Source organism: Kordiimonas marina (assembly GCF_023006325.1).
GTDB lineage: Bacteria > Pseudomonadota > Alphaproteobacteria > Sphingomonadales > Kordiimonadaceae > Kordiimonas > Kordiimonas marina.
This window is the reverse complement of sequence record NZ_JAINDF010000003.1, coordinates 455,574-477,888: the sequence shown is the minus strand read 5'-3', so window position 1 is coordinate 477,888 and position 22,315 is coordinate 455,574. Positions and strand designations below refer to the sequence as shown.

The 22,315-nt window shown below is 62.1% G+C and carries 26 protein-coding genes; 14 read left to right on the top strand and 12 right to left on the bottom strand.

Annotated elements, in window-relative coordinates; genetic code table 11:
• Nucleotides 1-38: 38 nt before the first annotated feature.
• The 3 genes from K6118_RS08690 (at nucleotide 39) to K6118_RS08680 (ending at nucleotide 1,876) form a co-directional block, all read left to right on the top strand.
• Nucleotides 39-716, top strand: coding sequence for a GNAT family N-acetyltransferase (locus tag K6118_RS08690; protein ID WP_247119881.1), 678 nt, complete (start codon nucleotides 39-41; stop codon nucleotides 714-716).
• A gap of 140 nt (nucleotides 717-856) precedes the next feature.
• On the top strand, nucleotides 857-1,219 hold the full coding sequence (locus tag K6118_RS08685) for a hypothetical protein (protein WP_247119880.1): 363 nt from the start codon (nucleotides 857-859) through the stop codon (nucleotides 1,217-1,219).
• A 24-nt stretch (nucleotides 1,220-1,243) separates the two neighbouring features.
• The gene (locus K6118_RS08680) at nucleotides 1,244-1,876 is read left to right on the top strand and encodes a hypothetical protein (RefSeq protein WP_247119879.1); all 633 of its coding nucleotides are present in this window, start codon (nucleotides 1,244-1,246) and stop codon (nucleotides 1,874-1,876) included.
• A 15-nt stretch (nucleotides 1,877-1,891) separates the two neighbouring features.
• On the opposite strand, the gene K6118_RS08675 is transcribed toward K6118_RS08680, so the two are convergent.
• The 3 genes from K6118_RS08675 to K6118_RS08665 all read right to left on the bottom strand — a co-directional run bounded on the left by K6118_RS08675 (nucleotide 1,892) and on the right by K6118_RS08665 (nucleotide 4,852).
• The gene (locus K6118_RS08675; protein WP_247119878.1) at nucleotides 1,892-2,665 is read right to left on the bottom strand and encodes a substrate-binding periplasmic protein; all 774 of its coding nucleotides are present in this window, start codon (nucleotides 2,663-2,665) and stop codon (nucleotides 1,892-1,894) included.
• 193 nt (nucleotides 2,666-2,858) lie between these two features.
• Nucleotides 2,859-4,244 (bottom strand): MFS transporter, encoded by a 1,386-nt coding sequence (locus K6118_RS08670; protein WP_247119877.1) that lies wholly within the window; start codon nucleotides 4,242-4,244, stop codon nucleotides 2,859-2,861.
• Complete coding sequence (locus tag K6118_RS08665) at nucleotides 4,241-4,852, bottom strand: PadR family transcriptional regulator (protein WP_247119875.1); 612 nt, start codon at nucleotides 4,850-4,852, stop codon at nucleotides 4,241-4,243. The genes K6118_RS08670 and K6118_RS08665 overlap by 4 nt, the downstream gene beginning before the upstream one ends.
• A 283-nt stretch (nucleotides 4,853-5,135) precedes the next feature.
• Between K6118_RS08665 and K6118_RS08660 the strand changes: the two genes are divergently transcribed.
• Nucleotides 5,136-5,915: a class I SAM-dependent methyltransferase gene (locus K6118_RS08660; RefSeq protein WP_247119874.1), complete on the top strand. Its 780-nt coding sequence runs from the start codon at nucleotides 5,136-5,138 to the stop codon at nucleotides 5,913-5,915.
• Nucleotides 5,916-5,994: 79 nt separating this feature from the next.
• Here K6118_RS08660 and K6118_RS08655 read toward each other — a convergent pair whose 3' ends face one another.
• The 4 genes from K6118_RS08655 to K6118_RS08640 all read right to left on the bottom strand — a co-directional run bounded on the left by K6118_RS08655 (nucleotide 5,995) and on the right by K6118_RS08640 (nucleotide 8,419).
• Nucleotides 5,995-7,104: a DUF2167 domain-containing protein gene (locus K6118_RS08655; RefSeq protein ID WP_247119873.1), complete on the bottom strand. Its 1,110-nt coding sequence runs from the start codon at nucleotides 7,102-7,104 to the stop codon at nucleotides 5,995-5,997.
• 122 nt (nucleotides 7,105-7,226) lie between these two features.
• A complete protein-coding gene (locus tag K6118_RS08650; protein ID WP_247119871.1) occupies nucleotides 7,227-7,730 on the bottom strand; it encodes a GNAT family N-acetyltransferase in 504 nt (167 codons plus the stop codon).
• Nucleotides 7,731-7,765: 35 nt separating this feature from the next.
• The gene (grxD, locus tag K6118_RS08645; protein ID WP_247119869.1) at nucleotides 7,766-8,098 is read right to left on the bottom strand and encodes a Grx4 family monothiol glutaredoxin; all 333 of its coding nucleotides are present in this window, start codon (nucleotides 8,096-8,098) and stop codon (nucleotides 7,766-7,768) included.
• 87 nt (nucleotides 8,099-8,185) lie between these two features.
• Nucleotides 8,186-8,419 (bottom strand): BolA family protein, encoded by a 234-nt coding sequence (locus K6118_RS08640; protein WP_247119867.1) that lies wholly within the window; start codon nucleotides 8,417-8,419, stop codon nucleotides 8,186-8,188.
• A gap of 469 nt (nucleotides 8,420-8,888) precedes the next feature.
• Here K6118_RS08640 and K6118_RS08635 point away from each other — a divergent pair, with 469 nt between their 5' ends.
• The 6 genes from K6118_RS08635 to K6118_RS08610 all read left to right on the top strand — a co-directional run bounded on the left by K6118_RS08635 (nucleotide 8,889) and on the right by K6118_RS08610 (nucleotide 14,081).
• Nucleotides 8,889-10,406: an oligosaccharide flippase family protein gene (locus K6118_RS08635; RefSeq protein ID WP_247119866.1), complete on the top strand. Its 1,518-nt coding sequence runs from the start codon at nucleotides 8,889-8,891 to the stop codon at nucleotides 10,404-10,406.
• On the top strand, nucleotides 10,403-11,626 hold the full coding sequence (locus K6118_RS08630; protein WP_247119865.1) for a glycosyltransferase family 4 protein: 1,224 nt from the start codon (nucleotides 10,403-10,405) through the stop codon (nucleotides 11,624-11,626). The genes K6118_RS08635 and K6118_RS08630 overlap by 4 nt, the downstream gene beginning before the upstream one ends.
• A gap of 103 nt (nucleotides 11,627-11,729) precedes the next feature.
• A complete protein-coding gene (locus tag K6118_RS08625) occupies nucleotides 11,730-12,581 on the top strand; it encodes an alpha/beta hydrolase family protein (protein WP_247119863.1) in 852 nt (283 codons plus the stop codon).
• 87 nt (nucleotides 12,582-12,668) lie between these two features.
• Complete coding sequence (locus tag K6118_RS08620) at nucleotides 12,669-13,085, top strand: DUF1330 domain-containing protein (RefSeq protein WP_247119862.1); 417 nt, start codon at nucleotides 12,669-12,671, stop codon at nucleotides 13,083-13,085.
• A gap of 9 nt (nucleotides 13,086-13,094) precedes the next feature.
• Nucleotides 13,095-13,520 carry a hypothetical protein gene (locus K6118_RS08615; RefSeq protein ID WP_247119860.1) on the top strand — a complete coding sequence of 142 codons (426 nt, stop codon included), beginning with the start codon at nucleotides 13,095-13,097 and terminating at the stop codon, nucleotides 13,518-13,520.
• Between the two features lie 102 nt (nucleotides 13,521-13,622).
• Entirely contained in the window at nucleotides 13,623-14,081 is a 459-nt protein-coding gene (locus K6118_RS08610; RefSeq protein WP_247119859.1) for a hypothetical protein, read from the top strand.
• An 81-nt stretch (nucleotides 14,082-14,162) separates the two neighbouring features.
• On the opposite strand, the gene K6118_RS08605 is transcribed toward K6118_RS08610, so the two are convergent.
• A complete protein-coding gene (locus K6118_RS08605) occupies nucleotides 14,163-14,612 on the bottom strand; it encodes a DUF6694 family lipoprotein (RefSeq protein WP_247119858.1) in 450 nt (149 codons plus the stop codon).
• A 243-nt stretch (nucleotides 14,613-14,855) separates the two neighbouring features.
• Between K6118_RS08605 and K6118_RS08600 the strand changes: the two genes are divergently transcribed.
• Nucleotides 14,856-15,143, top strand: coding sequence for a GIY-YIG nuclease family protein (locus K6118_RS08600; protein ID WP_247119857.1), 288 nt, complete (start codon nucleotides 14,856-14,858; stop codon nucleotides 15,141-15,143).
• Between the two features lie 221 nt (nucleotides 15,144-15,364).
• Here the strand turns inward: K6118_RS08600 and purL are convergent, their stop codons facing one another.
• Genes purL through purC form a run of 4 tightly spaced genes read right to left on the bottom strand, consistent with a single transcriptional unit; the run spans nucleotide 15,365 to nucleotide 19,252 of the window.
• The gene (gene purL / locus K6118_RS08595; RefSeq protein ID WP_247119855.1) at nucleotides 15,365-17,560 is read right to left on the bottom strand and encodes a phosphoribosylformylglycinamidine synthase subunit PurL; all 2,196 of its coding nucleotides are present in this window, start codon (nucleotides 17,558-17,560) and stop codon (nucleotides 15,365-15,367) included.
• An 11-nt stretch (nucleotides 17,561-17,571) separates the two neighbouring features.
• Nucleotides 17,572-18,234 carry a phosphoribosylformylglycinamidine synthase subunit PurQ gene (gene purQ, locus K6118_RS08590; RefSeq protein WP_247119853.1) on the bottom strand — a complete coding sequence of 221 codons (663 nt, stop codon included), beginning with the start codon at nucleotides 18,232-18,234 and terminating at the stop codon, nucleotides 17,572-17,574.
• 5 nt (nucleotides 18,235-18,239) lie between these two features.
• Nucleotides 18,240-18,479, bottom strand: coding sequence for a phosphoribosylformylglycinamidine synthase subunit PurS (gene purS, locus K6118_RS08585; RefSeq protein WP_247119851.1), 240 nt, complete (start codon nucleotides 18,477-18,479; stop codon nucleotides 18,240-18,242).
• 5 nt (nucleotides 18,480-18,484) lie between these two features.
• Entirely contained in the window at nucleotides 18,485-19,252 is a 768-nt protein-coding gene (gene purC / locus K6118_RS08580) for a phosphoribosylaminoimidazolesuccinocarboxamide synthase (protein ID WP_247119849.1), read from the bottom strand.
• Between the two features lie 208 nt (nucleotides 19,253-19,460).
• Between purC and K6118_RS08575 the strand changes: the two genes are divergently transcribed.
• The 3 genes from K6118_RS08575 (at nucleotide 19,461) to dgcA (ending at nucleotide 22,250) form a co-directional block, all read left to right on the top strand.
• The gene (locus tag K6118_RS08575) at nucleotides 19,461-19,784 is read left to right on the top strand and encodes a DUF1476 domain-containing protein (RefSeq protein WP_247119847.1); all 324 of its coding nucleotides are present in this window, start codon (nucleotides 19,461-19,463) and stop codon (nucleotides 19,782-19,784) included.
• A gap of 262 nt (nucleotides 19,785-20,046) precedes the next feature.
• Complete coding sequence (locus K6118_RS08570; protein ID WP_247119845.1) at nucleotides 20,047-21,261, top strand: MFS transporter; 1,215 nt, start codon at nucleotides 20,047-20,049, stop codon at nucleotides 21,259-21,261.
• Nucleotides 21,258-22,250 (top strand): N-acetyl-D-Glu racemase DgcA, encoded by a 993-nt coding sequence (gene dgcA, locus K6118_RS08565; protein ID WP_281500692.1) that lies wholly within the window; start codon nucleotides 21,258-21,260, stop codon nucleotides 22,248-22,250. The genes K6118_RS08570 and dgcA overlap by 4 nt, the downstream gene beginning before the upstream one ends.
• Nucleotides 22,251-22,315: the final 65 nt, after the last annotated feature.

Genomic DNA, 22,315 nt, shown 5'->3' with positions numbered 1-22,315 from the left:
GCTTTCTCGTTTTGCGTGTCACATGGTGGGGGATTTTCATGACAGACGATACATTGGGGGCGGTTGACCCCGTTCTGGTCGCACGCTGGCTGGAGGGCTGGACCCGCTCCCGCGAGACGCCGCCGCCGGTCGCCGACCATGGCGGGCTGCGGGTCGATGTCGGCTTGCCCGAGCAGCGGGTCCGCTATGTGTTTACCGAGCTTGGCCCGGCGATACCGGCGTTGGCCGCGACGATCCATGAGCCCTATATGTTCCTGAAGGCCTGCGCGAGCCCGGAGGCGATGCGCGCCATCCTGCCGCCGCCCTGGTCGGTCCAGCCGCCCGGCTACCTGATGACCTGCGATGGCCCGATGACGGGGGTGATGGCGGAGGTCGGCGGCCTGCCTGCGGGCTACCGGCTGGAGGTCAACACGGGCGCCAAGGCGTCGTCCGTGCGCGTGGTCGCCGAGGATGGCAGCCTGGCGGCGAGCGGCTGGGTGGTGCCGGTGGACGAGTTCGCCATCTATGACCGGATCGAAACCGACCCGGCGCACCGGCGGCGGGGGCTCGGCCGCGCGGTGATGAAGGCGCTGGAGGGTCTGGCCCGAGAGGCCGGGGCGACCCGGGGGCTTTTGGTCGCGACCGACGACGGCCGGGCGCTTTATGAAACCGTGGGCTGGTCGCTGCACACGCTGTTCTGCACCGCCGAAATTCCACCACCCGTGCCTGCGGTTTGATCGGGGCCTGATCGTGGCTTGATCGCAGTCCGATCGCGGACGGGGCTGCTGGGGCGGCGGCCCTTGCATCCATCCTCAAAACCCGGCAGATAGGAACGAGCAGGCTTTCGCGTCCTGCGTGTTATTGATGGGGGACTTTTATGACTGACTATAAATTGGGGGCGATCCGGTTCGGTAACATTCCGTCCGGGTCCATGTTCAAGATCGGCTTTTTCTGCAACATCTTCATCTGGGGCGTGCTCGGCTTGATCTTCGGCGGGCTGGCCATGCTGGGCTATAACACCGTCAGTTGGAACCACCAGCATGTGTACGGGCTTGCCGGCCTGCTGTTCGGCGTCGGCATCTGCGTCGTCTTCGCCTTCCTCGGCGCGGTGCTGTTGATGGTCGGCGGCCTGCTGGCCACCTGGGCCGCGCGCCGCTTCGGCTTCGGCGAGCTTTACTATCTCGTGCCGGTGACTGAACCAGTGACGGATGCGGCGGAGAATGACGCAGGCGGCGCCTGAGGTCTTTCTGGAAGCATGAAAACCTTGGCGAAACGCAGTTGGCGCATTGTTGCCTTCATCTACGGCTATCTGGGCGGAGCGATGCTGGTCTTGTTTCCGGTCAGCGCCTTCATAGACCTGGTCCTGTTCGGCCCTAACGGCGTGCCCTTCGGGGCACGGCTAGCCACCTTCTTTGATGTCATGAGCCAGGGGCGCGCCTATGTCGCGCTCATCCCTGTGGGTATACTGCTGTTCCTGGTGGCCCTGGCCATCGTGATCGATGACTGGCGCGGGCTTGCGAAAGCGTGCAGGCGGGCAGGGATATCCATGGCTGAGTTTGGCGCGCTGGACGAAGCCGCGCAGGAGGCGGTGATCGCGAAACATGTACGGGCCCGGCAGGCGGTGCAGAAATCGCCGATCTGGCTATCGCTGACGCGGGTGAAGGAAGACGGGGGTGAAAACCATGATCCCAAAAGGCGTTACCAGCGCTTTGACCCCGCGCTCGGCTATCCGGCAGCGGCGCATTTCTTCTATGAATGCGCGGCCTGTGGCGATGTGCTGCCCAGCAAGCCCGAAGGTGATCTGCGCTGTCGTTGCGGCAACATTGCCATCGATACCGGTGCGGGTCGTGTCTCGGTGAAGGATGAGGCGAAATTCAAATGTTTCGCCGAGGTTTGAGGATGAAGGCCGCCCTTATTCACTGAGCGGCGGGGTGATGCGTTCCTTGAGGCCGTGGTTGCGGGTGATGGTGTTCAGCACCTCGGGGTTTTCCTTCAGAAGCGCGTCCAGGGCGGCGTTGAAGGCGTCGGCCTTGGCGGCGTCGGTGAAGCACAGCTGCTGCGGCGTCGGCGGGAAGAAATGCAGGATTTTGGCCTCATACTCGCCGGTCGGGTCTTCCTTGTGGAAATTATAGATGACGGTCGGATAGTCGCCGATATAGCTGTCCAGCCGGCCATAAAGCATCATGCGCACCCCGGCATTGACCGTATAGATGCGCTGAAGGCTGTCATAGTCGATGCCGATTTTCGCCAGCGCGGGCTTCAGGTGCTCGGAGCCCATGAAAATGCCGGTGCGCCGCATGTCGCCGCCCGTGCCGGGCACGCCTTTCTTGTGCGCGGTAAAGAGCGCGTTGCGCCAAAAGCGGTACGGCTTGGCGGGGTGGCAGGTCACGCCCTTCGGCAGGCTCCAGAAGGTGACGGCGTCAACCTTGTGGGAGGTCAGGATCAGCGAGCGGCGGGCGAAGGGGACATAGACAAAGTCCGGCGTGTCGCCCATGCGCTCGATGATGGCGTGGAGGATTTCAAGGTCGAGCCCGTCGCCGCGTTCGACACTGAACACATAAGGCGGGGAGCCGGAGGTGATGCCGACCTTCAGCGTATCCCCTGCGCGCGCGGCGGAGGGCAAAAGGGCCGTCAGCCCGGCGAGGAGGGCGGCGGCGGTCAGGCGGAAAGCGGTGTGGTGCGGCACATCGGGCTCCGGATGGTAGGTGTTGGCTTCCGTCCAGCATAGGCCTAAGTCTTTAAGAAATCGAGACTTCTTTGCTCCGGAATCGCTGTGCGGCTTTCGGTTGCAGGCATTCTTGCAAATGGTGTATGGGCGCGGAAAAGGCCCCCGCCCGAATGCCGGGGCAGGGGCCTTCCCGCGGTTGGTGGTAGGGTGTCTATGCCGCCGGCTGTTGGGTTTGCGTTTCCGCTTGCCCGATGCGGCGTATTGCCGGAACCAGCATAGACAACCCTGCCACCGTGCTCAGGGCCAGTCCGCAGACTGTGAAGAAGTGAACGATGGTGGTGTGGCTCAGGAGCCAGCCGCCCGCCGACGCCGACAGGGGCGCGACACCGAGGACGATGAACATGAACAGGCTCATCACCCGGCCCATCTCGGCGGGGTTGGTGCGGCCCTGGAGCCAGGCGAAGCTTTTCACCTGCACCATGCCGCCGAACAGGCCGACCCCGGCCATGAAGGCCGCGCCCACCAGCGTGCTGTCGATATGACCGAAGGTGGTAAGGAGGAGGCCAAGGGTGAAATCGACGCTCAGGAACATCCAGCCGACCGAGGGCCAGCGCGGGGTTTTGCCGGTGCCCGCCAGGATCACACCGATCAGCATGCCGATGCCGTTCGCGCCCATCAGCGTGCCGAAGGAGGCCGCGCCGCCGCCCAGTTGGGTTTCGGCGAACACGGGCAAGCCGACCTGGATCGGCCCGCCGATGAACAGCTGGATCAGGCCCATATAGAGCATCATGGCGCGGAGTTCCGTGTCCTTGAAGGCGCGGGTGAGGCCGCTTATCAGCAGTTTCATCACGCTGTCGCCGCCTTTTTCGGGCACCGGTGCGTCCGCGTGCAGATGCACCTTATATAGCGTGAAGGCGGACAGGAGGAAGCTGAGGCCGTCAAGCGCGAACACAAGCGCCAGCCCTGCGGTGTCCTCCACCGTCACGTGCGCGCCGACCTTGTGGCTGCCGAAACCGGCGATCACCAGCCCGGCGATCACGGGGCCGAGGAACATGGTGATCTGGCGCATGCCCATCAGGAGGCCGTTGGCCTTGTGAAGCGCGGCCTTCGGCACCACGAACGGCAGGATCGACGTGCCCGCGGGGATCGCGAACGCGCTCGAAAGCCCGATCGCCACCGAGAGGCCATAGAGGATCGGCATGGTGATCCCGCCGGTGTAGACCAGCGCGGCCAACAGCCCCAGAAGCCCGCTGTTGATATATTTGGAGATCAACAACACGCTTTTGGGCGCGTATTTATCGACGATCGCGCCGCCCAGCAGGATGAAGATCGCGCGCGGGATGCCGATGAGCGCCAGCACGAAGCCGAGCGCGAGCGGGTCGCCCGTCAGCTTCAGGGTCAGCCACGGCAGGCCGATGATGGTGAACTGGTCCCCGAGCATGGAGATGAAGCCGCCGCCCAATAGCCAGGCGAAACTGGGGGGCGGGCGCATCTTGCTCGCGCCGTTCTCCGCTGTGGCTTCCTGCGCCGCGCCTTCTGGTGCGTCTTGGGGCGCCTCTGTGGGCGCCGCTGTTTTCGCTGTCGTGTCCTCGGTCATTTCTTAGTCCATTCTTTTGAGAGAGTAGCGAGTTTCTCACCGATCTTTTCGCGCTCGAACGCCGCGGGGTCCCCCGGGAACAGCGGGCCGGCCTCGATTTCGGTGATCAGCGTGCGGGTCCAGTCGATCTCCGTGCGCTGGTGCGCGATGGCGTTTTCCATCAACAGCCGCCCGCCCGCCGCCATGACGGTGCGGAGGATATTATAGATGGCTTCGGTGGCCATGAGGCCGGTCTCGACCGCCGCGAGCCGTTCCCGCGCGAACGCCAGCAGATTGTCCCGGTCCGCGAGGTCGAGGAACAGCAGCGAGGGATAAAGCGGATGCATCGGCGGCTTGTCGCTCGCGAATGCTTCCATGATCAGCGTTTGCAGCCGTGCGCGGCCCGCATCCGTCACGCCATAGATGGTGCGCACCTGACGGCCGGACTTTTCCTGCCCGCGTTCCTCGATCAGGCCGTCCTTCGCCAGCTGCTTCACCGCATAGTAAAGCGTGCCGATATCGACATCGAGATAGTTTTCCACTTGCGCGAGCTTCAGCCGACGCTTGATCTCGTAGGGGTGCATGTCGCCCCGGTGCAGGACGCCGAGGATAAGGATTTCGGCTTTCATTCGTCTGGCCTTCTTACCTGTGTAACGGGTGCCGGGCTTTCCCTGGAAAGAAGCGCCCGGACACCCTTGCTGTCGTGACTAGGGCCGGTTGATCCGGTTTCGCACTGATAGTTTAATTAAACTACTTTAATTTAAATAGTAGAGCGCTCCGGCTTTGGCAAGGGGAAATATGGGCTTTCACCTAAAGTTTGTTCACAGCGAAATGACTTGCTGTTCCGGCCTGCTCAGGTAGGCTTTTGCCATCATTCAGCCCCGGGAAGGGGCATACAGTGGGGAGATAACGATGTTTCAGGCACCTATTCGTAAATTCACCCGCCTCAGCGCTGGGGTTGCAGCCGGGGTCACACTTGCCCTGTCACTCGCACTCGCGGGCCAGGTACAGGCCGATGAGGTCACCGACCCGGTCCAGGCCGCGATCGACAGCCCTGACCGCCCGGCGATCGACAAACAGCGGGATGCCGCGCGCAAACCGGCGGCGATCATCAAGTTCGCGGGCATCAAGCCGGGGATGACCGTGCTCGATGTCAATTCCGCGACCGGCTGGTATACCGAGCTGTTTTCCCGCGTGGTCGGGCCGGACGGCACGGTCTATGCCCACAATGGCCCGGCGTATCTGGGTTTCATGAAGGGCAATGTCGGCCCGCGCTATGACGATGGCCGCCTGCCGAACGTGATCCAGCTGCGTTCCACCAGTTCGGAGAATTTCGACCTGCCGGAAGACACCGTCGATGTCGCGATGATGACGCTGGTCTATCATGACTATTTCGCCGGGGCCCATGGGCCGATCGCCCCCATTCTGGCCTCGCTCCACAAAGTCATGAAGCCGGGCGGCGCTGTGGTGATCGTTGACCATGTCGCAAAAGCGGGCAGCGGTGAACATGCGGGGGATGAATATCACCGGATCGACCCAGCGCTCGTGAAAAAGCAGATGGAAGCCGCGGGCTTCAAGTTCGCGGGCGAAAGCGACGTGCTCCGGAACCCGGACGACGATCATATGTCCAAGCCGTGGGCCAAGGCGATCCGCGGCCATACCGACCGTTTCGTCTATAAGTTCGTGAAATAAAGGCACACAGCCCTGAAAGGGAAAGGGGCGCCTTCCCGTGAGGGCGCCCCTTTTTCTATGCTTCAGGGTGACGGCCAGTTCAGGCGCGTTCGCCGCCTTCACGGGGCTCGGCAGAGGCGGCCTCCTTTCCGGCTTCACCGGCCGTCTCCAGCGCCAGGGTCTCATCCGTACCCACATCTTCGTCGGCCTTGCCTTTGCCGAACATCTTCTTGAAGAAGCCGATGACGGCGACAACCGCGACGATAACGACTTTCTTGAGCGCGAGCAGGACCAGCCCGATCTTCTTGAGGCCAAGCAGGATCAGCCCGAACAGGCCGGCCTTGGCCAGGATTTTACCGGCGATCAGGCCACCGATACCGACCGCGGCGACCTTGTCGACCGACGGGTCGAAGTCGGAAAACAGGTTGCCCGGTTCGAAGTCTGTGGTTTCGAGCACGCCGTTGATCTGGTTACGGATTTCGGGCAGTTGCTCCATCCCGGCGATGAAATTCATCACCAGCACGCCTTTGCGGCCCAGAATGCGGACATTATAGTTGAGCGTATGGTGCGCATCGTTGCCGATCTGATACTCCTTGGCCCAGTAGAGCTTTTTGGCCTTGGCGTCATAGTAGGGTTTCTCGGCCCAACCGATCAGGGTGAGCGGCTGATAGCCCGCCTTGACGCGGGCCTTGCTTTCTTCCTCGGTGTCCTTCTTCATCTCGGACAGCAGGTCGTCATAGTCGATCTTGCCGGCGTCATCGTCCTTGACGTGGCCCATCTCCTCATAGGAGATCTCAACGCCCCAGGTGTCGCTTGAAAGCGGGGTTTTGCTGGCCGGGAACAACATGCCGAGGCCACCGCTTTGCGGCGGGTTGCCCCAGGCGTTTACCAGCACCTTCCGGGCGTCGGATGGTGCCAGATAATAATATTTTTTGCCGGTCTTGATGGAGGCCAGATTATCGCCGAGGTCGATGGTGCCGGTGCGCTCGGTCAGCGACGCCAGGAATTTCTGGGCCCAGGCGCGCGCCTGTTCCGGGTCATCCGGGATCGGGCCGAGGCCATCGTCTGTCTGCGCGTCTGCTGTAATGTCCTGGCCGGTTGGTACGCGCGGCGGTGGTGGTGTGTCGCCAGCATGGCTGGGCAGGCTGAAGGCAACAATAGAGACAAACGCCGCTGCAATGAGCGGACGCATCGAAAAATAGGTCGTCATAAATATCCCCCTAGTCCAAAGAGGTCTACTATGGCGGGAGCTCTGCAATCTTTCCAGAGGGAAGTTTATTCAGGGCCTTGAAGGCAAGAAAAAGTCGTCCCGATTGGGTGCCTTATTCAGGATCAGCGGAGGTCTCTGAGCATATAGCTGGACGAGCCTTCGTAGGAGGCGAGCTTTTGTTCGAGCGCGGGGCTGGTGTGCAGGCGGAAGCCCTGCTTTTCCCAGAAGGGCTCGGTGCCATTGACCGAGACAATGCTGACGTGAGCGAGGCCGTGCGCCTTGCCGACCTTGGCGACATGCTCGACCGCCTTGCCGGCGGCCCCCGTGCCGCGCGCGGCGGGCAGGAGGGCGATGTCATGCAGGTGCAGGCAGTCTGATCCCTCAGGCACCGTACCCATCAGCGCATTAAGCGCTGGCGGCTTTTCAAAAAGACACGGGTGCGCCAGCACATAACCGATCGGGCCATCAGAGCCCTCAAGGATGAGGCACGCCTCCGGCATCAGCGCGAAACGCTCCGTCAGCACGGCATCATCTTCGGGATGGTCCTGATGAATGGCGGCGGCGAGGCGGATAACCGCCTCGACATCGTCTGCCGTCATCGGACGCCAAGTGGGGCTTGCGGGCATGAAAGCAGCCTTCTTGAAGGGGGAAGCCGAAAGGCTCAGGCGGCTTTAACGCCCTTGTCGTCGAACAGTTGCTGCAGTTCGCCGCTTTCGAACATTTCGCGGACGATATCGCAGCCGCCAACGAACTCACCCTTCACATAAAGCTGCGGGATGGTCGGCCAGTCGGAGAAGGCTTTGATGCCTTCGCGCAGGTCCATGTCTTCCAGCACGTTATAATGCTGGTAGGGCACGCGCATATGGTTCAGGACCTGCGACACCACGCTCGAGAAACCGCACTGCGGGAAGATGGGCGTGCCTTTCATGAACAGCACGACGTCATTTTCATCTACATAGCCCTGGATGCGGTCGAACACCGGGTTGTCACTCATCACTCAAATCCTTTGCTTTGTTTTGCTGGGCCTAGAGATAAGCCTTCATAAGGCGCATTCCAAGCCCTGAATTAACAGAGAAACAGCTTATTCCGGGATGCTGGTCTGCAAGGCGAGGGCGTGAAGCTCACCGCCCATGCGGCCTTTGAGGCTTTTATAGACCAGCTGGTGCTGCTGCACGCGGCTCATGCCCTTGAAGCCTTCATACACCACGTGGGCGGCATAATGGTCGCCATCGCCGCGCAGGTCCTCAATCCGGACCTCGGCGCCGGGCAGGGCCTCCTTGATCAGTTTCACAATGTCTTCTGCCACCATGGCCATGGTATCTGTCCCCTGAAAACGTACATGTCTGTAAATTGATGCCCCAGTATAGCAGGTCTTTTTTTCTGCCGTCACCAACCTTGAGCGGGTTATTTCTGAAAGACACCTAAATATTTTATAGGTGTCCAAAAGACGGTGGAGCGGATACCTTACACATACGGCCCTTACGCTATTGTGCGTAGGGGATTTATAAGTTTTACCGGCCTTTGGGTCGGCACGGTGTTACCGGGGGTGATCGGCCTATATTCGTCGGTCGGTGGCACCGCGTTTCAAGCGGGGTTGAATAAATTCCAGCCCATACGCGCTTCTACAACGGTCTGGGCCGGTTGCCTTCGGGGCGCCGGCCCAATTCCATTCAAGCTCCGTCCGCGATGGCAGATGCCCGCTATCTTCCGAGAAAGATTGATTAAACCGGCGCTTTACGCCACTCTGCCCCTACGAAAAGGGGCATATTCAAAAGCGGCGCATTATGACCAGTGACAAGAGCTCAGCGACCGGCACCGGCGGGGCCCGTCTCGACAATATCGGCCAGCGCGTGGCGCGCGGTGTGGTCTGGACGACGGCGATGCGGCTGAGCATGAGGCTGTTTGGCCTTGCCAACGTGGCTGTGCTCGCCCGCGTTCTCACCAAGGCGGATTTCGGCCTGATCGCGCTCATGATCTCCACCGCGGCGGTGCTGACGCTGGTTCTGGACACGCTGATGCGCGTGGCGCTGGTGCGGCTGCAGACGGTCCGGGACGAACATTATGGCGCGGCCTTCTTCCTGCGCGCGGCAGGCGGGCTTATCGTGTGGCTGATCCTGGCGGCGGCATCAGGGCCGCTGGCTGATTTTTATGGCCAGCCGCGGTTGATGATGGCGCTCATTGCCTTCGGCGGCATCGTGTTTGTCGAAGGGCTGGTCAGCCCATGGCCGATCGCCTTCCAGCGCAATCTCGAATTCCATAAAGACTTCGCCTATGAAGTGGTGCCGAGCGTGATGCGCGTTGTCGCCACCATCGGCTTTGCCCTGTGGCTCAAGGACTTCTGGGCCGTGCCGCTCGGCCTTTACGCCGGCAGCCTTGCGCGCATCGTCCTCAGTTACAGCATCTGCCCGTTCAGGAGCCTGAAAACCGACGCTTCGGCCGTCCGGGACCTCTGGTATGTGGTCAAATGGGCGCTTGTGGAAACCGGCGCGTCCTTTTCCGAGGAACGGATCGACCGGCTGCTCCTGGGCCGGGTCGGAACGGCGGGACAGCTCGGGGTTTTCTCCGCGGTTCTGGACCTGGCGGCGCTGCCGGTGGGCAACCTGGTGCTGCCGATCGGCCGTGCGATTTTGCCGGGGCTTCAGCATGTTAGGCAGGCGGGGGCGGAGAAGATGAAAGCCGCCTACAGCCTGTCGCTTGGCGGTATGATCGCCTGCTGCATTCCCGTTGCGGCGGGGCTTGCGCTGGTGGCCGACCCGCTGATCCGCACCGTGTTCGGGGACCGCTGGGCCGACGCCATCACCCTGTTGCAGCTGGCCGCGGGCTTCGCGCTTGCGGACGGTGTCCTGGGGGCGGCGCGGCAGCTTCTGCTCGCCGAAGGGCGCTTGCGGGCGTTGACGGCATTCCAGTGGATCCGGGCCTTCGTCTATGTGCCGGCGATGATCGGCGGCTTTTACCTGATGGGGCTCGAAGGTGCGGTGCTGGCGAAATCGCTGGTGGCGCTTCTGGCGCTCATCCCCGTGCTGTGGCATCTGGCCCGCACGGTGCGGCTGGATTGGGGCTGGATCGCAAGCCAGGTGCTGCGTTCGACCCTTGCGACGATCGGGATGGCGGCCGCTATTGTCGCCCTCATGCCGAGCCTGAAGCTGTGGCTGCCGGAAAGCTGGGCGCAGCTTATTATTATCGCGGCTTTCGGGGCTGCCGTTTTTGGCGCTGTCCTTCTGGCCCTGTGGGCGCTGGCCGGGCGGCCGGACGGGCTTGAAAGCCGTATCGTCGGGCTTGTCACGCGCAAGAGGGCGGCATGACGGACGCGGCGAAATGCCTGTTGGTGACCACCCATTACCGCCCGCTGGTGGGCGGCGCGCAGGCGGTGTATGACGCGCTCGCGCGGGAAAGCGGCGGGGCGATTTCGGTGCTGACCGCGTCCTCCAACCCCGCGGACGGGACGACCGTTCAGGGCGCTGCGGCCTTTGATGCCGCGGCGCCATACCCGATCAGCCGTATCCCGATGCTGCGGGTGCCGCTGTTGCCTGCGCGCCCCTCGCTTCTCACGCGGCTGCACGCGCATCTGCTGGACTGGAGCCTCCGCGGTGAGGTGCAGATGGCGCTCATGCAGGCGGTGGCGGCGTCCGGCGCTTCTTGTGTCTGTATCGGCGCGCTCGACAGTCTCGGATGGCTGGTGGACCCGGTGCATGAAAAGCTCGGCCTGCCGGTGATCCTGTTCACGCATGGCGAGGAAATCTCCCAGGGTGCCTATTCGCCGAGGGCGGAGGACCGCCGCCGCGATGCGCTCAATAGCGCTGATGCCGTGATCGCCGTCAGCCGCTTCACCGCCCGGCTGATCCATGAGAAATATGGCGTGCCGGAGGGCCGCATCCACCTGCTGACCAACGGCGTGGATTACGCCCGTTTCAGCACGAAGACGGACGGCAATGCGCGGGCAGAGTTCGGGCTCGGAGACGACCCCCTCGTTCTGTCGCTCGGGCGGCTGGTGCGGCGCAAGGGCTTCGACACGCTTCTGGCCGCCTGGCCGCAGGTGTTGAAGGCGGTGCCGGAGGCGCAGCTCGCCATCGCGGGCGACGGTCCCCTGAGGGCAGAGCTTGAGGAAAAAGCCGAGGCGCTCGGGCATGTCCAGCTTTTAGGCCGGGTCGAGGATGACAATCTCCCCGCGCTCATGCAGGCGGCGGATGTGTTCGCCATGCCCAACCGCACGATGCCGGACGGCGACACCGAAGGTTTCGGGCTCGTCTTCCTTGAGGCCGCAGCGGCGGGCACACCGTCGGTCGCCGGGAATGCGGGCGGCGCGCCGGACGCAGTGACGGATGGGGAAACCGGGCTATTGGTGGACGGGAATGATGTGGGTGACGTCGCGCGCGCCATCATCCGGCTTCTGACCGACGATTCCTTCAGGGCCGACTTGGCGGCAAAAGCGCAGGCCCATGCCGCGGAGGAGGACTGGCCCCAGAAGGCGCAAGCCTTTCTATCCCTTTGTGAAAAACTGCCCCACCCGCCGCAAGATTGCTAAAAAGCCCGTGTCTTGCTACTCTCTCCGGCCCGGCTTGGGACCGGGGATGGCCTTTTGGTGTGCTGCCATAAGGCCGGGGATGGGCTCTGACACGGGGGTCGGTATGGACTGGCAAATGGTCGAGGCTGACGGCGGCATTCAGGTGCCGGTGAAGCTTTTCGGGGCGCCGGAGGGAGCGAAAGCGCTGCTTCTGCTGCTGCCCGCGCTTGGCGTGCAGGCCAAATTTTACGCAAAACTCGCGGCGCAGCTCGCCGAAGACGGCATCGCCACCGTGCTGATGGAACAGCGCGGCCACGGCGCCAGCCCCTACAGGGCCCGCCGCGGGCGCAGCTTCGGCTTCGATGATTTCCTGAAGGTCGATATCCCCGCCGCGATGCGCTGGGCCCGCGCCCGCGTGCCGGACGTGCCGTTCCTTGTGGGAGGGCATAGCCTCGGCGGGCATTTAAGCTCCATCACTGCCGGGCGCCACGCCGGTGACGTCGACGGTGTCATCCATCTGGCGTGTGGCTTTCCCTACCATAGGCTTTATACCGCGCCGGATTCCAAACGCATCCGGGCCTTGTGCAACCTCCTCCCCGTCGTGACGCTGCTGTTCGGGCATTTCCCGGGCAAGCGCTTCGGCTTCGGCGGACGTGAATTCAGCCGCCTGATGATGGACTGGCGCGATTGGGCCGCCCACGGCAGCTATGACTATGGCGACGCGCAGGATGTCGAGGCTGACATCAGCGCCTTCAAGGGGCCGGTGCTGTCGCTCAGCTTCGAAGCGGATGCGCTGGCGTCCGACCAGGCGGTGGAATATGCCTATACCCGGTTTGATCCCGCGGTGGTCAGCCACAAGAAACTGGGCGCCAAGGAGCAGGGTGAGCATCTCGGGCATTTTGACTGGGCCCGCGCCCCGCACGGTGTCGCCGCGGAAATCGGCGCTTGGCTCGACACGCACGTGACTCCGGCCTAAACCGCTGACAGCCTTGCCTTTTTATTGCCTTACGTGCGTGCCGCCCCAGTTAACAGGGCAGGACGTGACAAGGAAGGGAGCCTGTCCATGAATGTCTATATCGACCCCAGCGCAGAATTGTTCACCGCCTTCAAGGCGCTTGACCGTGACAAGCCGATCCAGATGATCAACCTGATCCGGCTGAAGGAACGCGCGTCCTACGCTCACGGGCGGGACGTCAGCGGGTTTGAGGCTTACAAGGCCTACAGCCGCGAAAGCGGGCCGATCTTCACCCGTGTGGGCGGCAGTATCGTCTGGCGCGGGCGGCCGGAAACACTGGTCATCGGCCCGGAAGCCGAACAGTGGGACCTCGCCTTCGTCGCGCGCTACCCCACGGCCCACGCCTTCCTCGAGATGGTTTCGGACCCCGACTATAAAAAAGCGGTCATCCACCGCCAGGCCGCCGTGGCCGACAGCCGCCTGATCCGCTGCGCCGAGCAGACAAGTGACGGCCTGTTCAGCTAAAGAGGGTGTATGACACAGGATGAGCAGAGGTATGACCCAGGCGAAATAATGCTGGCGCAATATAGCGGCTCCGGCTTTCTCTGGTTGCTGTTCAATCTTTTGTTGCTGGTCCCGACGGCGGGGCTGCTTTTCGCGATGATGCCTGATGATCTGGAAGGCTTCTTGTGGCTTCTATGGGTTATGGCACCGCACATTGCGATTTGTTTCATCGCCCTAGCTTTGATGGTGCGGCGGGGAGCAGCACGTTGGGGCGCACTTGGTCTCCTGTGTGTAGAAGCCGGAATTCTTCTGTATTTGTATGGGCCTGTCGCCCAGGACCCTAACGGCGCGCTCAACTATATCTTCGGGCCGCTATGGCACTGGGGCGCGGTTGGGGCTGTAGTCCTTGTTTGTGGACTTGCGACAGCGTTTGACCAGCGGCCGGGAGAACGCTGAGGTAGGGCGTGCTTGCGCCAGAAGTCTATCAGGCATAAACTTTCTGGGCGGTTTCCGGGAAGGGCGCCGCGCAGGGGCTATACATCATAAGGGGGACATCTCATGTCGGTTTCACTGAACAAGAACGACTATATCACCATCGCGGGCACGGTGCTGGCGGCGGCTGGCGCTTTCATGCCGATGCTGAATATCGCGCATCTCGGCACCATTAGCTACGCCAAGGCCGCGGACCCGCAGGTTTACTTCCTGGTGGCGTTCGCCGTGCTGGCGTCTGTGGTCATCTTCCTCGGCAAGCGGGCGTTCGCGCTTTATGCCGCGGTTGGCGCCTGGATCGTGCTGCTGTGGCCGGTTCTCAAGAACATCGGCTCGGGCGGCGGCGGCGATGATGGCGGCCTGATGAGCAAGGTAACGAATGCCGCGTCCGACCCGCTCCAGAAAGTGGCCGGCAAGCTGTTCAACAATGTCTTCGACCTGGAGCTCGGCGGGTATGTGTTCCTGATCGGCATGATCCTGTTGATCGTCGGCGGTGTCATGACCTTCAAGGCTGCGCGCGAGGGCTGACCCCAATCCGTCACGACTGGACACAATTAAAAAAGGCGCCTCATTCGGGGCGCCTTTCTTCTTGTTCGGATAGGGGGCTTATCAGCCGGCCATCTTGAGGATGTCATTGAACGTGAGGCCGTTCAGCTTGGCGCCCATCTTTTCATAGAGCGTGCTGGTCACGTCCCCGCCGGACATCATGCCCTTGGCGGCGTCCATCATGCTGCTGGTGTCGCCGCCGCCGCTGCTGCTGGTGGCGGAGGACGCCAGCTTGCCGAGCGCGGCCGTCAGCTTGGACTGGTCATCCGGGCTGAGGCTCGCCTGCATTTTGGCGAGGCTGGCCTTGAAAGCGTCGAGCGAGCTGGTGTCCAGCTTCAGGGCTTCGACGGCCTTGGTGGCCATATCCTTGGCGGTATCCATCGCGCTGGATGTCGCCGGGGCTTCCGAGGTTGCCGGCGGCTGCGCGGGGGCTTGCTTCTTCTCGGCTTTGTCGCCGCAGGCGGCGAGCGCAAGCAGGCTGACCGAGGCGGTGAGGACTATCAGTTTTTTCATGATTGTATCTCCCTTGATGGCTGTATGCCATGTACGCCTTACTACACCATGGTTGTAGCATAATTATGGCAGGGAGAGGAGAGGGGAAGATGGGGGCTGTTTAAGGACGTCGTTTATGGCTGGCAGGGTTATGGATTCCGGGATCAAGTCCCGGAATGACAATGAGTGTGATATTGCGACTGCCCCCCTCCGATGTCATAGCGGGACTTGATCCCGCTATCCATACGGTGTCACCGTAGCGCCATGACCTATCATGTCTATATGCTGGCGAGTAAACCGGGCGGGACGCTTTACATCGGCGTGACGAATGATATCGCGCGCCGGATGGAAGAGCACAGGACCGGGCAGGGCTCCGCTTTCGTGAAGCAATATGGCGTCACGCGGCTTGTGTATCTGGAAGCTCATGAGGATGTGAGGATTGCGCTTCAGCGCGAGAAGACGCTGAAAGACTGGAACCGGCAGTGGAAGATCGACCTGATTGAGCGGGGTAACCCGGACTGGGATGACCTGTTTGATCGGTTGAACGTCTGAGTGTGCGGCCAGTTGGGTTATGGATTCCGGGATCAGGTGGCGCAAGCGCCAGCTTCGCTAACCCGGAATGACAATGGTTTTATATAGGCATTTCTACCTCCCACTTGTCATAGCGGGACTTGATCCCGCTATCCATACGGTGTTCGTCACGGGAGAAGTGGATATAAAAAAGGCGCCCTCTCAGGCGCCTTTTTTGTGTCTTTTAGCTCTGACGTATCCGCTTATTCAGCGGCGGCCATATAGTTTGGCAGCCAGCCTTCGTGCGCGGCACGCACGTCCGCGAGGGCGAGGCTGAGGGCGTCGCCGTTCACGCTCAGGCGGTCACCGCCGGTCTTGCCGAGGACCGTGACCGGGATACCGGCGTCTTTGGCCTCCTGACGGATGGTTTCAGCCACATCTGCCTCAGCTGCGACCAGATAGCGGGCCTGGGTCTCGCTGAACAGCTGCACGTGCAGCGGCAGGGTTTCGCCGAGCGTGATCTCGGCGCCCATGTTACCGCCGATCGCCATGTCGGCGAGGGCGGCGATCAGGCCGCCGTCCGAAAGGTCATGGCAGGTGGTGACCTGGCCGTTCTCGATCATCGCACGGACGAAATCACCGTTGCGGCGCTCTACGCCCAAGTCCACCAGCGGCGGCAGGCCATCATCCTCACCCAGAATTTGCTTCTGGTAGAGGCTGGCGCCCAGCTCGTCCCTGGTTTCGCCGATCAAGAGGATGGTTTCCCCCGCTTTTTCGAACGCCACCGTGGCCATGCAGTCGATGTCCGCCATCACGCCGACGCCGCCGATGGCGGGCGTGGGCAGGATGCCGGTGCCGTTGGTCTCGTTATAAAGGCTGACGTTGCCGGACACGATCGGGTAATCGAGCGCGCGGCAGGCTTCGCCCATGCCGTCCAGGCAGCCGACGAACTGGCCCATGATCTCGGGCCGTTCAGGGTTGCCGAAGTTCAGGCAGTTGGTGATGGCGAGCGGCTTGGCACCGACGGCGGTGATGTTCCGCCAGGTTTCGGCCACAGCCTGCTTGCCGCCTTCGACCGGGTCGGCGTAGCAGTAGCGCGGGCTGACGTCGGTTGAGATGGCGAGGCCCTTCATGGTGCCGTGCACGCGGACGACCGCGGCGTCACCACCCGGGCGCTGGATGGTGTCGCCCATGACCATATGGTCATACTGTTCCCAGATCCAGCGGCGCGAGCTGAGGTGCGGGCCGCCGATCATGTCCATCACGGCTTTACCGAGGTCAGCAGGCGCTGGGACGGTTACGGCCTTGCGCTTGGGCGTCGGCACCCACGGGCGGTCATACATCGGCGCATCGTCAACGAGACTGTCGATCGGCATGTCACCCACGGTCTCCCCCTTGAACTTCAGCGTCAGCTTGCCGGTGGTGGTGATGGTGCCGATGACGGCGAAGTCCAGCTCCCACTTCTCGAAGATGGCCTTGGCCATGTCCTCACGGCCCGGCTTCAGGACCATGAGCATCCGCTCCTGGCTTTCCGACAGGCACATTTCGTAGGGGGTCATATTTTCTTCGCGCTGCGGCACGTTATCGAGGATCAGCTCGAAGCCGACACCGCCCTTGGACGCCATTTCAACCGACGAGCTGGTGAGGCCAGCCGCGCCCATGTCCTGAATGGCGACGATGGCGTCGGTCGCCATCAGCTCCAGGCAGGCTTCGATGAGCAGCTTTTCGGTGAAGGGGTCCCCCACCTGAACGGTTGGGCGCTTTTCCTCGCTGTCCTCGGTGAATTCGGCCGAGGCCATGGTGGCGCCATGGATACCGTCACGCCCCGTTTTGGAGCCGACATAGACCACCGGGTTGCCGACACCGGCCGCCGCGGAATAGAAGATCTTGTCGGTGTCCGCGAGGCCCACGGTCATGGCGTTTACGAGGATGTTGCCGTTGTAGGACGGGTCGAAGTTGGTTTCGCCACCCACGGTTGGCACGCCCACGCAGTTGCCGTAGCCGCCGATGCCTTCGACCACGCCAGCCACAAGGTGGCGGGTTTTGGGATGGTCGGGCTCACCGAAGCGGAGCGCGTTCATGTTGGCGACCGGGCGCGCGCCCATGGTGAAGACGTCCCGCAAAATGCCGCCCACGCCCGTGGCCGCGCCCTGGTAGGGTTCGATATAGGACGGGTGGTTGTGGCTCTCCATCTTGAAGATGGCGGCCTGGCCGTCCCCAATGTCGATAACACCGGCGTTCTCGCCCGGGCCCTGGATGACCCAGTCGGCCTTGGTCGGCAGTTTCTTCAGGTGGATGCGCGAAGATTTGTACGAGCAATGCTCGGACCACATCACGCTATAGATGCCCAGCTCGGTGATCGAGGGTTCGCGGCCGAGGGCTGCGAGGATACGGTCATATTCCTCAGCGGTCAGGCCGTGTTCCTTGACGAGCTCAGGGGTGATTTTAACGTCGGTCATAATGCTTCCCCTTAGCCGAGCGAGTTGATGACGGATTCGAACAGGATGCGGCCGTCGGAGCCGCCGAGCGCCGGTTCGATCATCCGTTCGGGGTGGGGCATCATGCCAAGGACATTGCCTTTCGCGTTCATGATACCGGCGATGCGGCGCTGGGCGCCGTTGATGTCGCTTTTGTATTTGAACGCGACCTGGCCTTCACCTTCCAAGCGGTCGAGCGTTTCCGTGTCGGCAAAATAGTTGCCATCATGGTGCGCGACCGGGATGGTGATGCTGTCCATGCCCTTGTAACCGCTGGTGAACATGCTGTCGGTGTTCTCGACCGTCATTTCCACGTCGCGGCAGACGAAGTGCAGGTTGGCGTTACGCATCAAGGCACCCGGCAGCAAGCCGGTTTCCGTGAGGATCTGGAAGCCGTTGCACACACCGAAGGTGGGCACGCCCGCTTCGGCGCGCTTGACCACTTCCTTCATCACGTGGCTGCGGGCCGACATGGCGCCGCAACGCAGATAGTCGCCATAGGAAAAACCGCCTGGCAGCGCGATGAAGTCGACTTCAGGGAAGTCATACTCCTGGTGCCAGACCATGATCGGCTTCTGCCCCGTGATTTTCTCAAGGGCAACAGCCATATCCCGGTCGCAGTTGGAACCGGGAAAGACGATGACGGCGGATTTCATGGTCCTCACTCCAGCTCGATGCTGTAGTTTTCAATCACCGTGTTGGCGAGGAGCTTCTTGCACATCTCGTCCACTTCGGCCTCGGCTTTCGCGCGGTCGGTGTGGCTGAGGTCCAGCTCGATATATTTGCCTTGGCGGGCGGCGTCGACGCCGGTGAACCCCATGTTGCCAAGCGCATGTTCGATCGCCTTGCCTTGCGGGTCCAGGACGCCGTTCTTCAGGGTGATGTGGATGCGGGCTTTCATCGGGCTTACTTCCCTTTGTTCTGGTGGTCGGCGAATTCGGTGATGTCGGCGTTCGGCAGGATACCGAGACGGCGGGCCACTTCCTTGTAGGCCTCCATCTCACCGCCGAGGTCACGGCGGAAACGGTCCTTGTCGAGCTTCTCGCCGGTCTTCATGTCCCACAGGCGGCAGCCGTCCGGGCTGATCTCGTCGGCGAGGACGGTCATTTCGTCTTCGCCTTCATAGAGGCGGCCGAACTCAAGCTTGAAGTCGACGAGCTTGATGCCGATCCCTGCGAACAGGCCGGACATGAAGTCGTTCACCCTGAGCGCATAGTGGGTGATGTCCTCAAGTTCTTCCGGGGTGGCCCAGCCGAAGGTCAGGATATGTTCTTCAGCGATCAGCGGGTCGCCCAACTCATCCGACTTGAAGCAGAATTCAATCAGCGGGTTCGGCAGCAGCGTGCCTTCTTCGATGCCGAGGCGGGAGGAAAGGCTGCCAGCCGCGATGTTGCGGACGATCACTTCAACCGGAATGATCTCCACCGCTTTGACGAGCTGTTCCCGCATGGAGGTGCGCTCGATAAAGTGGGTCGGGATGCCGATGTCGGCGAGCGACTTGAAGATATATTCGGAGATGTGGTTGTTGACGACGCCTTTACCGGCGAGCGTGCCTTTTTTCTGGGCGTTGAAGGCAGTTGCATCGTCTTTGAAATACTGGATGATGGTTCCGGGCTCAGGGCCTTCGAAAAGAACTTTGGCCTTGCCTTCGTAAATCTTGTTGCGGCGGGACATTAATGCCTGCTCCTCGTGGGTTGGAGGGTAGTGGTTGCGCGGGCGCGAACATAGGGGAAAATGGGGTCAGCCACAATCTTTCTGTCACATTTCGCAATAAGATTTGGAAATGTTCGTAAAAACCGCATAGAAATTGCCAGCGCGGCCATTTTGGCTATGATATTTTAGTTATGTCCAACCATAGACTCGGACAGGAGGATGTAATTCCATGACGACATTTAATAACCGCGAAAAAGGCTACGAGGACAAGTACGCCCACGACGACGAACTGATGTTCAAGGTGCGGGCCCGCCGCAACCGTCTTTTTGGGGAATGGCTTGGTACCGAATTCGGTCTTTCGGGCGATGAGCTGAAAGCCTATGCCGCTGATGTGGTGCAATCCGACCTTGAGGAAGACGGCGATGACGACGTCCTTCGCAAGGTGGCTGCTGACTGCGAGGCCCGCAGCTACGACATGTCGCTGCACCGACTCGAAAAGCACCTGCTTTCGTTTACGGACGAGGCCAAGAGGCAGGTGATGTCCGAAGTTTGATCTTCAGGACGCATCAATTGAGTTTACTGGAAACGGGGTCCGCAAGGGCCCCGTTTTCTCATTCGGGCAGGGTGTCACAAGGCGCCTGATATAAACGAGTCGGTGCCGAAAGCCCGCACGGGCGGCATGGCTTGGGAAACGGCATGGAGAAGGGCGCTTGGCCGGTCCCTCAAGGGGGACGTGACAAAAAAGTCCTTGAGGTCGGCTATTGAGCGTGCTCCCTATTAATCCCTCTTTCCCATAACCATCCGGTTGTCCAGCTATGCTTGCGTTATTTTTCCTGATCTTCCTTCAGATGGCGGCATTTGCCACGCTTCTGCCGTCCGTCATGTATGTGCTCACGAACCTCGGTGTCAGCCCGTCGCTGGCGACACCGGTTTTGGCGAGCTACAGTTTCGCCCAGTTCCTGGCAGGTCCCGCGTGGGGGCGGCTTTCAGATAAGTGGGGCCGGAAGCCCGTGTTGGCGATGACCATCACCGGCGCCTGCCTCAGTTATGTGTCGGTCGCTTTCTTCGGGGACAGCGTCGCCGGTATCTTCATCGGGTATGCGCTCGCAGGCACCTTCGCCGGCGCCAGTGCGGTGATCTACGCCTCGGTCACCGACATCACCGGTCCTGAGAAACGAGCCAAGGGCATGGGGATCATCGGTGCCGGGATCGGCCTCGCCTTCACGCTTGGCCCGGCGCTCGGTGCCCACTTGGGCGGTAAGAGCGCGGCGTCGGCCGGGATCGAGATGCCTGCCACGGCTTCTGCCATCATCTGCCTTGTGGGGCTGATGGTCGTCCTGTTCATGCTCAAGGAAACCGCATCCCACCGGGAGGGCGAAGCCGCACCGGCGCCTGCCACGCCGCAGGTCGGCCGGCTCGCCGCCATGAAGCGCGTGGCGCGTCACCCGATTGCGTTCCAGATGGCGATCATGCTGATGGCTTTCACCATGGCGATGACCATGATGGAATCGACCCTGCCGCTGCTCGCCAACGTGCGCCACGGCTGGGGGCCGCGCGATATGGGCATCGTCTTCGCCTATATCGGCCTTGTGCTCATCTTCGTACAGGGCGGCCTTGTCGGCCGTCTGGCGCAGCGCTACGGCGAACGGCCGATGGTGCGCGCAGGCCTTCTCTCGATGGCGATCGGGCTTGGCCTTCTGGCCTTCGTCCCGGCGGAATGGGCGATTTTCGTCGGCCTGACCGGGGCTGCGGTCGGCAGTGCGCTGTTCAATACCGCGATGCTGGCGCTGGCGTCCCACCGGGCGGAAGCGCATGAGCGCGGCCTGGTGATGGGCGTGTTCCAGTCGATGCAGCCGCTCGGCCGTTCGGTCGGTCCGCTGGTCGCCGGGACCTTCTACCAGGCCGGTCACACCGTGCCCTTGATCGTCGGCTGCGTCTATATGGCGATGGCCTTCCTGTGGTTCGCGACGCTCAAGCGCCGGATGGAGCAGGAAGCCCAAGACGCCAAGGAAGCGGAGGCGGCTGCTTGACGGCTGTGCTGCAGGGCTTTGCCCGCGCCGAAGCCTGGCCGCTTCGGGAAGCCTTCGTTATTTCGCGCTCAAGCCGCACCCATGTGGATGTCGTTTATGTCGAAGTCACGGACGGCATTCATGTCGGGCGCGGCGAATGCCAGCCGAACACCCGCTATGACGATACCCCGGCACAGGCAGTTGCCCAGCTCACCGCCTGCTTTGAGGCGGGTGTGACGCTCGAGACTGACGTGCAGGCGTTGCCGCTGAGCCCGGCGGCGAAGAACGGCCTCGATTGCGCGCTGTGGGACCTTCGGGCCAAGCGGGCGGGTGTCCGCGTCTGGGACCTTCTGGGCCGCGCGGCCCCCAAGCCTACCGCCACCGTCTTTACCCTGTCGCTCGGCACCCCCGAAGCCATGGCCGACGCCGCCCAGCGGGCTGTTGCGGACGGCAAGACCCGGCTGAAGCTGAAGCTGGGCGGGGAGGGGGACGATGCCCGTGTCGCTGCGGTGCGCGCCGCGGTACCGGACGCGCGTCTGGTCGCTGACGCCAACGAGGCCTGGACGCCTGATATGCTGGTGCCTTACCTGCGCGCCATGGCAGAGGCTGGCATCGAGCTTTTGGAGCAACCGCTCCCCGCGGGGCAGGATGATGCGCTTGCGGGCCTCAACCGGCCCATTCCCCTTTGCGCCGATGAAAGCTGCCACACGGCCGATGACGTACCGCGCCTCGCCGCCAAGTATGATATGGTCAATATCAAGCTCGATAAATGCGGCGGGCTGACGGAAGCCTTGCGGTTGGAGACAGCGGCTCAGGACGCGGACATGGGGATATTCGTCGGCTGTATGCTCGGCACCTCGCTGGCCATGGCGCCTGCGCTGATCGTCGCCGCCACTGCGCGCTGGGTCGATCTTGATGGCGTACTGTTGCTATCCCGCGACCGTGATCACAAATTGGCGGTCGATGCTGGCTATCATATCGCCGCCCCGGCCCCGCAATTGTGGGGATGATTCCCGCGAATTTCCGTCGTTTGATGGCTTGCATTAATCACATTTATCTGAAATCATGGCCTTAA